Here is a 14,569-nt window from a genome sequence, read left to right on the forward strand (position 1 = left end):
TCACACCCTGAACGCGAATAGACATTGGAAGCAGAAATGACCACTACACTTCGTTTCGATCTCATTAACTTCTATGCATGAGACACGCTAAAGTTAAACGCTTCCCAGCCTCTCTTTTTCTACATTATTCCTTAACGCGCCAAACTACTACGCATATTGTATTTTTTCTTTAATAAGTAACGAGTACCTATAGAAATTCCACCAATAATGATAACCACTACTGGATCTAATACAGGATTAATAACCGCTGGCAACATTGCAGAACCCGTAAAGACAACAAGCCATAAAAGCATCGCTCCAACTAAGATCAATCCCGTTTTGAACCATCCAGGACGTTTTGATTTATCTATACCTGGACGATCATATTGATATACATATTTATACATTAAATAAAATACATAACCTCCTGCCATGGATGCCAGTACCAATGTCAATAGACCTAATGGCTGTGATTTGCCTTTAGACCACATCATCATAACTGAAAATATAATCGTCATTACACCAAATAATAACAATGTATTGTCCAGCCACATCAATGCTGGTGTTGATTCCGGAAGTTCTTCTGGTTTATTTAAGATGGACTCCGTGCGTTCAGCCACTGTTCCGAAAAGCTGCCGCGCAGTTTTTCCACTTTTTTGACCTTCTACTAAATGAGGTAGAATTTCTTGCAAAGCAAGTGTCTGTGCTTCTTCTGAAAGGTTAGCAGCAACCAAAGATTTTTTCAAATCAAAGATGTATTGTTCGTTTCTTTTTGTCAACTTTTGTTCAAGTTCACGATTTTCTGAAACAATGTCTCGAAGTGCTTCTGATTCCATTTTTTGCGTCCTCCTCACCCGTGACCAACGGGGTAGTCTTTACCTAGAAAGTATTCTAACACATTTTTTAGGGAGAAAAACAGTTTTTAGCAATTTTTTTCTATACTCCTATACATTGAAACGGAAAAGCATAACATCGCCATCTTCTACAAGATATTCTTTTCCTTCTAAACGAACTTTGCCAGCTTCTTTCGCTGCTTGCATATTGCCATACGTATTCAAATCGTCAAATGAAACCGTCTCAGCCCGAATAAACCCGCGTTCAAAATCAGTGTGGATGATCCCAGCTGCTTGAGGTGCCTTAATTCCTTTTTGGAAAGTCCAAGCACGAACTTCTTGTTCCCCCGCAGTAAAATATGTTGCTAATCCTAATAGGTCATACGCTGCACGAATTAATTGATCTAAACCAGACTCTTCAATACCTAGCGCTTCTAAAAATTCAGCTTTGTCTTCATCATCTAATTCAGCAATCTCTTCTTCTGCGCGTGCACAAACAACAATTACTTCTGCTTGTTCATTTGCAGCAAAAGTACGAACTTGCTGAACATAAGGATTGTTATCTGACTCAGCTACTTCATCTTCTGAAACGTTTGCCACGTATAAAATTGGCTTCGCTGTTAATAAAAATAAACTTTTAACGATTTTTTGCTCATCTTCCGTAAACTCAATTGTTCGAGCCGATAAACCTTCTTCTAAAACAGGTTTAAGCTTGTCCAATACTGCAAGCTCAGCTACTGCATCTTTATCTTTTGTCTTAGCTATCTTTGCTACACGTGTATAACGTTTTGTAATAGAGTCTAAATCAGCTAATACTAATTCCAAATTAATTGTATCAATATCTGCTAACGGATCGACACGTCCTTCAACATGGGTAATATTATCATCATCAAAACAGCGTACTACATGACAAATAGCATCTACTTGACGAATATGGCTTAAAAATTGGTTTCCTAACCCTTCACCTTTACTTGCGCCCTTTACAATTCCAGCGATATCCGTAAACTCAAACGTTGTTGGTACTGTTTTTTTAGGTTTCACTAACTCTGTTAAACGCAGCAAGCGCTCATCTGGTACTTCAACCATCCCCACATTAGGATCAATTGTTGCAAACGGATAATTTGCTGCTTCTGCTCCTGCTTTTGTAATTGCGTTAAAAAGGGTAGACTTCCCTACGTTAGGTAAACCTACAATTCCAGCTGTTAATGCCATTGATCATTCACTATCCTTTATCAGTTTTTTTTCCAAAATTTTCTTCATCTTTTTTTCAAAATCACGGCGTGTCATCATCACGATATGACCGCAGTTCGTACATTTTATTTTAATATCGGCACCCATTCGGATAATTTCCCATCGATTTGCCTGACAAGCATGGGGTTTTTTCATCTCTACAATATCACCAAGTTCATACATTACAGACATATCCCTTCTAAAAATAGTTGTCAATATTCTTGCAATAAGACATAAACATACAAAGATACAATACCATTTTTTGAGCAATCAAGCAAAGCTATTTTGCTGATTCAGTTGATTTGTATCTTTACCAAAAAAATACACTAATGAATCCTTTTAAATACTATTGTATTTACTGTATTTATGTTGGATAATAATGGACATGTCACTGCAAGAATTAGGCTGGAACAATCCCCTCTAGCCTGTTACTGACATTAAAAGGAGTTTTACATATGAGAAAATTTGACTTACTAGAAAAATTAGAAGTTTATCAAATTGACTTATTGATCTATCTGAGTAACGTTGGTGGTACTGCAACAAAAAAGGAACTTTTACAGCATCTAGACATAGGAGGATACTTTTTATCAAAACTAATCGAAGAACTGATAACCTTAGCAAAAAAATCAAATGATCGCTTTTCTATTGATGTAAATAAACAAATAATTGTCTTTCAAACCAAACCTGACTACTCTCTGCATACTTTGTATAATGAATTAATTATCCTTGCACCAAAATATACAATTTTAGCAGAATTACTGCTTTGTGGAACGATTGATGTCAATCGTTTATGTGAAAAAATTGGAATCAGTCACTCCACCTACTTTAGGAAAATTAACGAATTAAACATTTTGTTGGATGAGTTTGACCTATCTATCCAAAATGGCTCTCTACTAGGTTCTGAATTACAAATTCGTTTTTTTTACGTCTCTCTTTACATTGTCACAGATCCTAAGCAACAATTAGAAGCCCCAAACGTTGATCCTAGAATTTATGAAACAGTCAATATTATCCAACAAATCTTAGACAGTCCCTTTTCCGCCTTGGCACGAAAAAAACTTATCATCTATTTAAGTCTATTAAAAAGAAGAAATGCGCAAAAAAATATCTACGATTACAGTGAACAAGAACCTTTTTTCAATAACAAATCAGATATTAGCAGTCAAAAAAGATTTGTAAATGCACTTAAAAATTCTCACTTATTCAAAAAAATTAATGAAACGCTTGAGTTATTTTTAGTTTATTACTCGTTTAAAATGCTTCCTAATGAAACTGTCTTATTACTTCTCTTCATGCTTGGCGAGGAAATCATTCCCGCTAATTCTCCCTGCTTAAACGAACTAAGTTTAATTGAAAAATATAGTAGATTTTTTATACGGACTCTAAATAAAGAATTTTTTAATTTTATGAAAACCTGTTATCCAAATACTTGTTTAAGCAATTCTCATAGTGCAAGCCTTCATTATTATTTGAATTCTATCGGCTATCGCCATTTAATATTTAAAGGATATATTGACTATTATTGGAAACTAGATTATCCCAGACAAGAAAAAACTAGGCATTCTAAGACTATCTATCATTTTGTTGATTATCTAAAAGAAAAATACCCGGTAATTTTTGTAGATAACATTCATGATACCGTTCTTATTACAAAATACACCCATGCCTTCCGTTTCTATGAAGAATGTGTCAAAACAAAAATTTCTGTTGGCGTATTTATTGAAGGTGATTTATTATACAAAAAACAATTTACAACCCTATGGATCAACTATGTTGGATTAACTACTTTTGCTCAAGCAGAACCTCTAGCCCCAAACCAATTTTATGATCTGATTATTAGTAATGTAGATTGTTCTTATCTAAAAAAAAGAGGGACCTATTTTTTCTTTTTGACCCATTACAATGAAAAAAAAGACATCTTTGATCTTGATCAATTGCTGCATGAGATTTATTCCTCTAATTAACTAAGCTATTTACTTTTTCTGAATATCTGAAGAGGCTGTTGGGACAGAAGAATCTAACTCCGAGAAATAAAAGGATTTTCACGAAAATGACAAAAATCACGTAATTTTCAATTTCGATGTTTAATAATTCCTAGCTGGGGTTTTTCAAATTTTTGTGACCGAGTAGGTATTGAGCACCTTCAGTTCATTTCATTCGCTGCGTTTTACAACAATTTCATCTTATTTCCACAGTCTTCAAATCTTAGTACTTTAGCATTTAGAATTGGATGTGATCGAAGCGAAGTGTAGTAGTTACTTTTCAATCGTTTATTCAGATTCCTTGAGGCTGGGATGTGACTCGTAGAGTTATGTCCTAGTTTCTTCCTCTTGATTTTTCATTAAATAAAAACAAGTTTTTCTACCAACTGGCGTTCTTCCGAAAAAAATGAATTTGTATAACAATCTAGTGTCATTTTTGTTGATGAGTGTCCCAACAATGAACTTATTGTCGCAATATTCCCACCAGCTTCCAAACAACGGGTAGCAAAAGTATGTCTTAACGAATGGAAAGAAAAACTTTCTAAGCCAATCTTTTTACGAATGATTTGAAAACGATAAGCAATCGTTCTAGGTTCTAATGCCTTGTGCTTGTTCGAAATAACGTAATCACTCGTCGATACTTTTTGAAGTTCCAACAAATTTTTCTTTAGAGATTTATTAATCGGGATTTTTCGTTGTGAGTTATCACTTTTAGGTGTGACTTCCACAATCTCTGTTTTTCTTCCAGCGCTGTCTTTCGTCTGAATTCTAAGTATCGTTCTATTAACACCTAGTGTATTGTTTTCAAAGTCAATATCATCCCATTTTAGCCCACAAATTTCTCCTATTCGTAGTCCTGTCTGTAAAGCAATCATAATAGAAAAAAATTTCTGGTTTGTATTGATCTCTTTGACTAATTTAGCCTGGTCCTTAATGGATAAAGCTTGCACTGGTCTTCTTCTTATCTTTGGAAGTTCCAATCCCCTACATGGATTTTCTACCAGTAAATTTAAGGAAACTGCCTTGCTCAAACAATTTTTCAATACTGCAAATACTGACCTGATCGAACTTGCTTTCAGTGTTTCATCCATCTTTTTTAGCAGCGAATCAATATCTGATTGTTCCAGCTTTTGCAACTTAATTGAACCCATGCTTGATAATACATGGACGTCCAGTTTATTTTTATAGCTAGCATATGTACTGCTTTTTACTTTCGGACGAACAAATGTCTCTAACCAGTAATTTGTCCAATCTAGTAATCTCCCTTCATACAGAAGCGCGTTTTGATTGCTGCTCGTCTGTTTTTCGTATTTCTTCAAGATAAGTTGGTGCTTTACCTCTGAGTACTTATAGCCATATATATAGCCATAGTGAATTTTCCCATTTTGTTGCCTACCTTTTATGTATCGACCTTCCCAACGGCCATCTTTTCTTTTATAGATATTTTCTCCTCTTCTTGCCATAATTAAGATCCTTTCTAATTCATTTAATTTGAGAAAATGAACTCACTACAAACCTCTAAATGTTCTATGTTATTTTTACAAAATAGATAATCATTTATCGAAAATCAATGTATCTTATTTCCATTCCCACATACGCTCAGACAAGACTTTACAATACGTTCAGTTTTCTTAACCAAGTATGCATTAAAAATTTTTTTACTTCCTTTCAAAAATTCCACTAAAGAAGAAAAATTTTGGAAGTAATCTATCTAATTTATTTGTTATACAAATACTATTCATATAATATTCGAGAAAAAAGAAAGCGGTCTTATACATCTGAAACTATTTTAGTTTCTTCTACCCCTCTCCTTTTTTTCTTCAAATCAACCTATTAATCATCGCTCTTCATTGACTAGAGCTTTGTTGCTTAGTCTTAAAAAACTGCTCAAAAAATCTTTCAATGCTGCATATCCTTCTAGTTTTACTAATATCTCTTGCGAACAGTACAACCAGTAATTAAAAATTGTCGGTCCTACAGCAACTTTTTCGACATGTTCCATAAATGGACCCAACTCTTCGATCAGCGCTCTACAACTTAGCTTGTCAGCAATGATGATTTCATCTCTTCCTTCTAACTCTAGCAACATCCACAAATAGTCAATAAACTCTACTTTTGCTTTTAAAATTAATAATTGTTTTTTGGGTATCAGTCGCTTTTTAGTCAATTCTTTATTTTCGGTAAACCACATTAGGATGTCTAATTCAAGTTTGGATACATATCTGGTTAAAGTGTATTTTTTAGTGCGATCTGGAATTGCTCTCACTATCTTTTTTTTTAACTGATCCGATGTCCAATTTTTTATTTTTAGCGTTACTGGACGTGTTTTTGATCGATCAAGGATATACTTACGTACTTGAAATTCTTCTTTATTGATAAGCTTTTTCTTTGTGTGACGTATTGTTTCCTTCAGTACTTGTTCTTTGTTTTCAGAATAGTTTTGACTATTTTTTTTGTTATATTCTATTTGACTCATCTGTTCTTTAATTGTTTGGCTTACCTTCATAAGCTCAGTTTTTAATAATTCTCCGGAATCTAATACGATTGATTCACTTTTCATGAGCCGATCTTCTAAGACCTCCATCTTCGTAGTTAACTGACTGAATTTTTCTAAAACATCATAAATTTCTTCTTCTTTTTTCTTATATCCAGCTTCTTTTTCCTGCTTGATCAACTCACCGTATGTTTCGATGAGTTCTTTGACATACTCTTTTAACCCTCGCAGATGTTTTATCTGTGTTTCTTCGTAAAACCCAATGGTAAACGTTAATACGATATATGTAGATAATGTATAAACATTGATTTTTTTAATAAGTAATTCTTCATTATTTTCAATCCAATTTTCGTATATTTTGTTTGCGATCTGCTCGAGTTCCTTCAACGAGCGAACATCTTTTTTGAAGATCAATTTGCATGATAGATAAGCTTCGAGTGGTGTAACTATGTGATTGTTGATAAGTTCTACGCCTAAAAGTCTTGGGTTAACTTTTTGATGGAGAATGTACTTTTTTATTATTTTTTTTCTCTTTTTTTGAGTATTTTGTTCAATTTCGTTCATATCCTCCAACTCCTAAAATCTCTATACTGTACGTCAAATTTTCATGATTTAAAATGATTAATCAACCTATTTTATTCTCTCTTTTTTAGAAGATAAAAAATGTAATTTGCAAAGCTATGTCTCAATAAATTTACTCTTTAAACTACTGGTAAGCATATTTCAGCTAACTTAGCGATACTATTTTTTCCTAGTTGATATTTAACAATATTATGTAGTGGTGGACGGGAAAAGCCGACTATTCCCAATCCTTTTGGCTTCTTTAAACAAACTCATGCTACTCATCATAAATGTTCAAAAAAAACTATTTTAGTCGTCATCGATGGACTCCTCTGTTAGCACAACCTGTTCTAGCAAGTAGTTTTCTCCTTGTATAAGATCAAAATAAGCTGCTTTATTCAATATGCTGTCATAATCCATCTTCATCATCCGCACATGGGGTTGACGAAACCAAAATTTCTTCTTGATTTTCACTCTGGATTCAATTAATTTACACTCATCTAAAATCAAGTAAATCTCATTTGTAGAAACTGAATCTTTGAAGCTTCTTACCTGTTCTCTTTCATAAGTCAATTGATTGTCCGAAATTGTCATCTTTTCTGATTTTGTCATTAATTCTTTATTCATCATCCAAGACTGTTCCAAAAACTTAGCTTTTTGTATCAGTTGAGAATATTCCCTTAGATCAACTTTTATTATTTGATCCCAATTTTCATTTTCATCACTATTTGATTGACTTAATTCTTTCATAGCTCTGTTTAGATTTTGCCGCTCCATTTGATCGATTACAACTTCTAATTTCTTATTTGCAAGCCGCATTCTTTCTTTTGCATATCGTTCTCTACTGACAGCTTCTTCCATTTTAATCAAATAGTTTGAACTATCATCATTGCCATTGCGTTTTACAACCTCTACTTCTGTTTCTAGATTGAAATTAGACGCTCTAAAAGGTTTAATAAACCTAGCTACAAGCCTTTCAATTTCACAAATAAATAATGTCAATACATTGTTACTCTCATCAGATAGCTGCTGATCTAACGACTGCAGTAGATTGACTATGAAAGGAAATCCAGTTTCACTATAGGCAATAGGTACAAAATCAATATAATAAATAACCCGATTGTCCTCTTTTTCTTTAGAACCACCAATCCAGGCAATTTGTGGAAATGTATGAATCAGCTCATCCAGCAAAGCAGACCAGTCAAGATCTACAAAATCTAAAGTAATCTCTACATGTTTAAAAAAAGAAATTATAGTATGAAATTCTTCAAAATATTCTTCCACTTCTTTTTGAGGATAGGGAATTCTTTTATTTTTCTTTTGAAAAATCTCTTCGCAAATATAATAGATATCCCGCAACATGTCATCGTCAAAAAGACGCTCGCCTACTGCTGGAGAAGCAGCTTGATAAATGTCAACCATAATATTTTGGTAAACCACTTCTTAATCCCCTTCCTTTAATCTAGCGATTGGTCAGCTAGTCGGCTGGATTTGTTTAACAGATCCTCCATCAGAACATTCGTTTCGCTCTGCAAGCGAAGAATTCTCGTATGATAATTTGCTGCTTCCTGATTGATCATCTTTAACTCAATCGAAGCTTCCGAAACTGCTTTTTTAGTTTCATGTCTTGCGGCTTCTACTGTTCGATCAGCTTCAATGGTTGCATGTTCTATGATTTGCTTTGCTTTTTCTTTTGCTTCCATCAAAACTTCAGCAATTTGATTTTTCATTTGATCTTGTTGACGAAGTTGCCTTTCCGTCTCTACACTTTTGTTTCGTTCGTCTAATAATTGTTCGTCTAATTGAACCCTCAATTCTTCCGATTGTCTGACTTGCTCTTCTAGTGAAAGGATCCTTTCTTTAAACTTAGATGAACTTGTCAAACGCATCGTTAATTGATCAATTTCTTGCTGTTTGTTCTCAACCTCTGCCTTTAAGCGTTCTGCCATTGTTTTTTGGCGATGCATTTCTTTTTGAAATTGCTGATTTTCTTTATTTAAGTGTTCAATTACTGTTGCTTGTTCTTCTTGCTCTTGTTCTCTCATAGTATTTTCCAAACGCTCTCTTTTAGTTGAATTTTCTGGACGGCTTTTTGGAGGTGGCTCATATGACTGTTCCTCAGATTTATCATCGTATTCTTCATAATCGTCAAATTCTTCATACTCATCGTAGTATTCTTCATAATCGTCATGATTCTTTTTTTTTTGCTTTTTTTTATTAAATATCGCCAATTCTCTCGCTTCCCTTCTTACATATCTTGCTTAAGTTAGACACTACCTACCAGAAGTTCTCCAATTTTTTCATCATTTTGTTCGTCTAGTGCCACAAACTCCTTATTCAAATAATAGCCTATCCCTTTTTTATTTAGAATAAATGGATCAAAAATCGATGTTTTTTCCATTATCTTTTGCTTGATGCGATTAATCAGATTACTCAATAGAGCCTGTTTATTTTTTTGATTGGCATTTGTCCAAATCGCTTCACATAACGCCTGACTTGAAAAAACACTTTGATCAGACTCAATGAAATGTTCTAACACCTGATGTTCCTTTTTAGTCAATGGAATCAACCAGTTATCGATAATTAACGTGCGATCTTTAAGTTGGAAAAAATATTGTTTTTTCACCTTAACTAAATTGGAAGACGATGTTGTTTTTCGAAAAGATCCTTCACCGTTCATAGAAGAATCTACTGCTTTTTCTTGGCTATTTTTGCCTTTAAAGTTAGCATTCTCCTCAAAAATAGTCGACAATTTGCTTGCTAGAGCAGTGACAGATATTGGATAACGAACAAAGCTTACATTAGTATTGTTCAGATACTTAGATTTACTGACTTGTTCTGATTCAAACGTTAACACAACTATTGGCTTGTTCAGCAGTGATAAGTTATCTAGAAACGACTCTTTCAAACTGCTATACATAGACTGTTGATAAATAATAAGATCAAAGTTTTGCAGAAAATAGAACTCTTTATCTTTTGGTTGAGTCAATATATCTTTTGAAACCATTATTTCATAATCCATATTCAATAAACTGTTTTGCAACAGTCCATTTGCACTCAGTGTGTCTGTCAATATAATAATTTTTTTCCTCATAAAGAAAATCCTCCTCTTAATTTTTATATAGTAAATTCCAACCATTTATTGTTTGATAAAATTCCTTAGACAGTTGAATGTGATACAGAGTTTTAACTCATGCGCTGCTTAAAACTGTAACTATTAAAAACTAGGAATTTCCTATTCTTATGTAGAATAAGAAAAAATGATTATAAATGCAGTATATACAAATGTTTATATTCTATTGTTGACGGCTAAACGACGGTCTATTAAGTAATAACAGGAAAAAATATCTTAAAAATAATGATTTTTTTGAATAAACAAACTTGTATTGTTTTTATAAATTCGAAAAGGCTGAGATAGAAGCTTATTTTCGAAAGTGCTTCTCCTGCTTCCTTCATTTATTCGTGTTTAAGTGGTGAAATAAAAGTGATTTTTTGCTTTTTTTCTCACACGTATTTATTTATATTCAGTCTCACTTAAAATACTATTACACTTAACTACTTTCTTATGAGATTCTGACGAAAGTTAGCAAATTTGAAAAAACATGACTAATTTAATCAGATTTTTCTTTCAACTATATCACTGGATACCAGTGAGTCTAAAATATTATATTTGACGGTTCATTTGACGGCGTAAAAAAATAAGTAATTTTATTTCGAGTTACTATTTATCATGAACTACAAAAAGGAAGTAGTCTACATTAACCTTTATTTATCAAAGTTTTAGCGTTAAAAGAGGTCTTGTTGCTTTTATCAGCTGGAATATACATAAATTAAATATATTGTTATTTTTTTATTCCTCATTGACACACCCAAATTCTTTATTGTATACTCATAGTATAGGTTAATTGACTAAAGTACCTTTTATAAACAATATTCATTGGGTTTAATTTAGACAATTATAGATTTTTCTTATTCTACATAAAAATAAGAAAAATATGTTATTTTTAAATATAAGTTTTTATGATCAGCAAAATGAGACAAATATAAAATTTAATAAAAAAATATATACCTATACAAAAAAGCGTAAAGCGAAACTAAAAGAAGTTTCGCTTTACGCTTTTTATCTGATTAATCAAGCTTCATCAAAATGAATGTTTAAAATATCTAAAATTCTAGCTAAATCTGACTGCGAAAGGTACTCGATCTCGATTTTCCCTTTGCCTTCTTTTTCTTGAATCGCGACAGTCGTACCAAATTTATCCATTAAACGATCTTCACTCTCACGAATGTAATAAGGTTTATCTTTAATATTTTTCTTTTCTTTCTTAGGTGCTTTTTTGCCTTGGTTTTCATTTAAATCATTAACAATTTGTTCTAACTGACGAACCGTTAAGTTTTCTTCTATCACTCGTTTGGCTAAAGTTAAAATCACGTCTTTGTCTTTTAAACCAAGCAATGTTCTGGCTTGCCCCATTGATAAGGTTTCACCTTGAACCATCTCTTTAACTTGTGTTGGTAATGTTAACAAACGTAGATAATTTGCAATGTATGGACGGCTTTTTCCTAAACGTTCTGCGACTTCTACTTGTGTTAACTTCAAGTTTTTCATCAGCATATCATAGGCTTCTGCTTCTTCCAGCGGATTTAAATCTTCACGCTGCAAGTTTTCTAAAACGGCAACTTGCATCATTGCTTCTTCGTCAAATTCTCGAACAATCGCTGGGATGGTTTCTTTCTCTGCTAATTTTGAAGCGCGAAAACGTCTTTCACCAGCAATGATTTCGTATCCTTTAACAGCTGATTTTCTGACAATGATCGGTTGAAAGACACCTGATTGCTGAATTGAGTTTGCCAATTCCTGAAGAGAAGCTTCATCAAATGTTTTTCTTGGCTGATAAGGATTCGGACGAAGTTCATTTAAAGGAATTTCAAGTACTTCTTCTTTTTGAACATCTACATCTTCCAAACTAGCAAAATCCTGAAACAATGCGTCAATACCTCTACCTAAACCTTTTCCTTTACTCATTATCCAACACTTCCTTTGCTAGTGCTTGGTACACTTCGGCACCACGTGAACGGGGATCATAATCAATAATCGATAACCCATGACTTGGTGCTTCGGACAAACGAACATTTCTAGGGATAATCGTGTCATAGACTTTTTCGCGGAAGTATTTGCGGACTTCTTCTACAACCTCAGCGCCTAAATTTGTTCGTGCATCATACATTGTCAACAGCACACCTTCGATGCGTAAATCAGGATTAAAATGTTTTTGGACGAGACGAATCGTATTTAACAGCTGGCTCAAACCTTCTAATGCATAATATTCACATTGTACAGGAATCAAAATCGAATCACTCGCTGTAAATGCATTGATCGTTAAATGACCTAAAGAAGGAGGACAATCAATCAAAACAAAATCATAACTATCATTAATTTCTTCTATCGCTGCTTTTAAGCGAGACTCTCTAGCCATCATTGAAGTCAATTCAATTTCCGCTCCAGCAAGCTGAATCGTTGCAGGAACGATATCTAAATTTTCTCTAGAAGTTTGCTGGATCACATTTTTGATTGGTTCTTCATTCACTAATACATCATAAACATCCGTTGCAACATCTGGTTTACGTACGCCGATACCACTTGTCGCATTTCCTTGAGCATCAATATCGATTAGCAAAACTTTCTTACCATAATAAGCAAGGCAAGCACCTAGATTCACAGTGGTCGTTGTCTTACCAACACCACCTTTTTGATTCGCTACAGAAATTATTCGTGCCATTTGTGTCCCTCCATCTTATTTGATTGGTTGTTTATTTGGTAACCCAGGTTTTCTTGGGTATTTTTTTGGTGTTTCTTTTTTCTTTTGAATGACTACGATATGCCGCTTGTCATCAGTGATCGGTAATTCAAAGGAGACTTCTTTTTGAAATTTACCACCTAAAATAGCAATTGCCGACTTCGCTTCGGCAATTTCTTCCTCACTTTTAGCAGCTTTCAATGCTAAGAAAAAACCATCTTTCTTCACTAGAGGCAGACATAACTCGCTCAATATATTTAGACGAGCAACTGCACGAGCCGTAACATAATCAAAGGCACCACGAAACGCCATTTTTTGACCAAATATTTCCGCACGATCATGATACAAAAAAACCTCTTCCAACTCCAATTCATTGACTAATTCTGTTAAAAATGTGATTCGTTTATTTAAAGAATCCACAATTGTCACTTGTAATGTTGGAAAAATAATCTTTAAGGGAATACTAGGAAATCCTGCACCCGCTCCTACATCACAAATTGATTTATTTGTTGAAAAATCTTCAAAGAACGCTAAAGAAATCGAATCATAGAAATGTTTTAAATACACGTCTTTTTTCTCTGTAATTGCGGTTAAATTCATTTTCTCATTCCATTCGACAAGTAATTCGAAATAACGGGCAAATTGTTCCATTTGATGATCCGATAGATCAATGTCTTTTTGACTTAATAGTTGTTTAAATTCTTCTGGTATCATACGTTTCCTTCCTTGCGTGAAACAGAAAATGTTTCACAGTTGTCTTTTCTTACTTTAACGTAAATCTGCCTAACATGCAATGGTTTTAGTCGCGTTTTTACTTATATTAAATGAAATTATGTCTAAGATAATTTCTTGAAAAAACATTATACAAAACGAATGAAAATGAGATTTTTTTATTTATTGTTATTTTGTTTTAATAATAACTTGCGTTATATAAATAATAACTGTATAATTTCACTTGTATCTATGATTTGACAAAAAGGTTCGAAAAAGTAATCAAAGGTTGTTGTTCGTTATCCATTATAATGGAACACGTTACTTTTTTTATGATCATTTTATTTGCTTTAGAAGATTAAATTATTACTATTTGAGACAGATATTATCAATAGTAGTTACATTAGAAAAGGAGAGATTTATTCAATTATGAGAAAATTAATTTTAAAAAGCTTTTTAGCTTCAATGTTCGTTGGTATTTTTGCACTTGCTGGTGTAAATAGTGTAGATGCTTCTGAGTATGTACAAGTTCAAAATGAAGTCCCTAGAGGCCCTTCACAATATTTCATCGGTGCTCAATATGGTGGAACTCGTGATAACATGGGACCTGAAACTGTAGATGTTGTCATTACTAATTTGTCTAAAAAACCTAAAGGTTCTAGATTAGTTATTGGCGAATTTGACTTTTTTGGCGACAGACAATTCAAAAACTTTGTACCAGTGACTAAATTCTATCCATTAGCTATTTCAGGTGTTTTTGCTTTAACAAGACCAGCTACCTCTGGAAACAGCTGGTTAGCGCTAGCTTACATCGATAAAGATGGTAAAATGTTAGATTATACATTCGTACAAAAATAATCTTATTCATCTCAAATAGATCTTCTAAATAAGCAATTAAAATAGAACAGACTTTTTTAAATGATTAGATCGATGAATCAAAAAAGTGGTCTTATTCAGGTTTTTAAATTGAACCTGAATAAG

Annotated in this window: 13 protein-coding genes; 2 read left to right on the forward strand and 11 right to left on the reverse strand. The window is 33.2% G+C overall.

All coding sequences use genetic code 11. The features are described 5' to 3' along the window. Positions 1 to 131: 131 nt before the first annotated feature. The 3 genes from AC4BBR_RS16295 to AC4BBR_RS16305 all read right to left on the reverse strand — a co-directional run bounded on the left by AC4BBR_RS16295 (position 132) and on the right by AC4BBR_RS16305 (position 2,225). Entirely contained in the window at positions 132 to 815 is a 684-nt protein-coding gene (locus tag AC4BBR_RS16295) for a DUF1129 domain-containing protein (protein WP_490460503.1), read from the reverse strand. Positions 816 to 923: 108 nt separating this feature from the next. Then, positions 924 to 2,024: a redox-regulated ATPase YchF gene (gene ychF, locus AC4BBR_RS16300; protein WP_490460504.1), complete on the reverse strand. Its 1,101-nt coding sequence runs from the start codon at positions 2,022 to 2,024 to the stop codon at positions 924 to 926. 3 nt (positions 2,025 to 2,027) lie between these two features. Continuing rightward, entirely contained in the window at positions 2,028 to 2,225 is a 198-nt protein-coding gene (locus AC4BBR_RS16305) for a DUF951 domain-containing protein (RefSeq protein WP_010770224.1), read from the reverse strand. A gap of 272 nt (positions 2,226 to 2,497) precedes the next feature. On the opposite strand from AC4BBR_RS16305, the gene AC4BBR_RS16310 reads away from it, so the two are divergent. After that, positions 2,498 to 4,006 carry a helix-turn-helix domain-containing protein gene (locus tag AC4BBR_RS16310; RefSeq protein ID WP_490460505.1) on the forward strand — a complete coding sequence of 503 codons (1,509 nt, stop codon included), beginning with the start codon at positions 2,498 to 2,500 and terminating at the stop codon, positions 4,004 to 4,006. 377 nt (positions 4,007 to 4,383) lie between these two features. Here AC4BBR_RS16310 and AC4BBR_RS16315 read toward each other — a convergent pair whose 3' ends face one another. From AC4BBR_RS16315 to rsmG, 8 genes are all read right to left on the reverse strand, one after another. Further along, the gene (locus tag AC4BBR_RS16315) at positions 4,384 to 5,487 is read right to left on the reverse strand and encodes a tyrosine-type recombinase/integrase (protein WP_490460506.1); all 1,104 of its coding nucleotides are present in this window, start codon (positions 5,485 to 5,487) and stop codon (positions 4,384 to 4,386) included. A 374-nt stretch (positions 5,488 to 5,861) separates the two neighbouring features. After that, a complete protein-coding gene (locus AC4BBR_RS16320; protein WP_490460507.1) occupies positions 5,862 to 7,082 on the reverse strand; it encodes a hypothetical protein in 1,221 nt (406 codons plus the stop codon). Between the two features lie 306 nt (positions 7,083 to 7,388). Continuing rightward, on the reverse strand, positions 7,389 to 8,519 hold the full coding sequence (locus tag AC4BBR_RS16325; RefSeq protein WP_490460508.1) for a CCDC34 family protein: 1,131 nt from the start codon (positions 8,517 to 8,519) through the stop codon (positions 7,389 to 7,391). A 17-nt stretch (positions 8,520 to 8,536) separates the two neighbouring features. After that, positions 8,537 to 9,310 carry a hypothetical protein gene (locus tag AC4BBR_RS16330; protein WP_490460509.1) on the reverse strand — a complete coding sequence of 258 codons (774 nt, stop codon included), beginning with the start codon at positions 9,308 to 9,310 and terminating at the stop codon, positions 8,537 to 8,539. Positions 9,311 to 9,345: 35 nt separating this feature from the next. Then, positions 9,346 to 10,173 carry a helix-turn-helix domain-containing protein gene (locus AC4BBR_RS16335; protein ID WP_490460510.1) on the reverse strand — a complete coding sequence of 276 codons (828 nt, stop codon included), beginning with the start codon at positions 10,171 to 10,173 and terminating at the stop codon, positions 9,346 to 9,348. 1,038 nt (positions 10,174 to 11,211) lie between these two features. After that, positions 11,212 to 12,105 carry a ParB/RepB/Spo0J family partition protein gene (locus AC4BBR_RS16340; protein ID WP_490460511.1) on the reverse strand — a complete coding sequence of 298 codons (894 nt, stop codon included), beginning with the start codon at positions 12,103 to 12,105 and terminating at the stop codon, positions 11,212 to 11,214. Beyond that, a complete protein-coding gene (locus AC4BBR_RS16345; RefSeq protein ID WP_490460512.1) occupies positions 12,098 to 12,859 on the reverse strand; it encodes a ParA family protein in 762 nt (253 codons plus the stop codon). The genes AC4BBR_RS16340 and AC4BBR_RS16345 overlap by 8 nt, the downstream gene beginning before the upstream one ends. A 15-nt stretch (positions 12,860 to 12,874) precedes the next feature. Beyond that, a complete protein-coding gene (gene rsmG / locus AC4BBR_RS16350; RefSeq protein ID WP_490460513.1) occupies positions 12,875 to 13,591 on the reverse strand; it encodes a 16S rRNA (guanine(527)-N(7))-methyltransferase RsmG in 717 nt (238 codons plus the stop codon). 426 nt (positions 13,592 to 14,017) lie between these two features. Between rsmG and AC4BBR_RS16355 the strand changes: the two genes are divergently transcribed. Then, positions 14,018 to 14,446 carry a hypothetical protein gene (locus tag AC4BBR_RS16355; protein ID WP_490460514.1) on the forward strand — a complete coding sequence of 143 codons (429 nt, stop codon included), beginning with the start codon at positions 14,018 to 14,020 and terminating at the stop codon, positions 14,444 to 14,446. Positions 14,447 to 14,569 lie beyond the last annotated feature (123 nt).

The sequence above is a fragment of the Enterococcus sp. AMC1251 genome, from assembly GCF_058216535.1.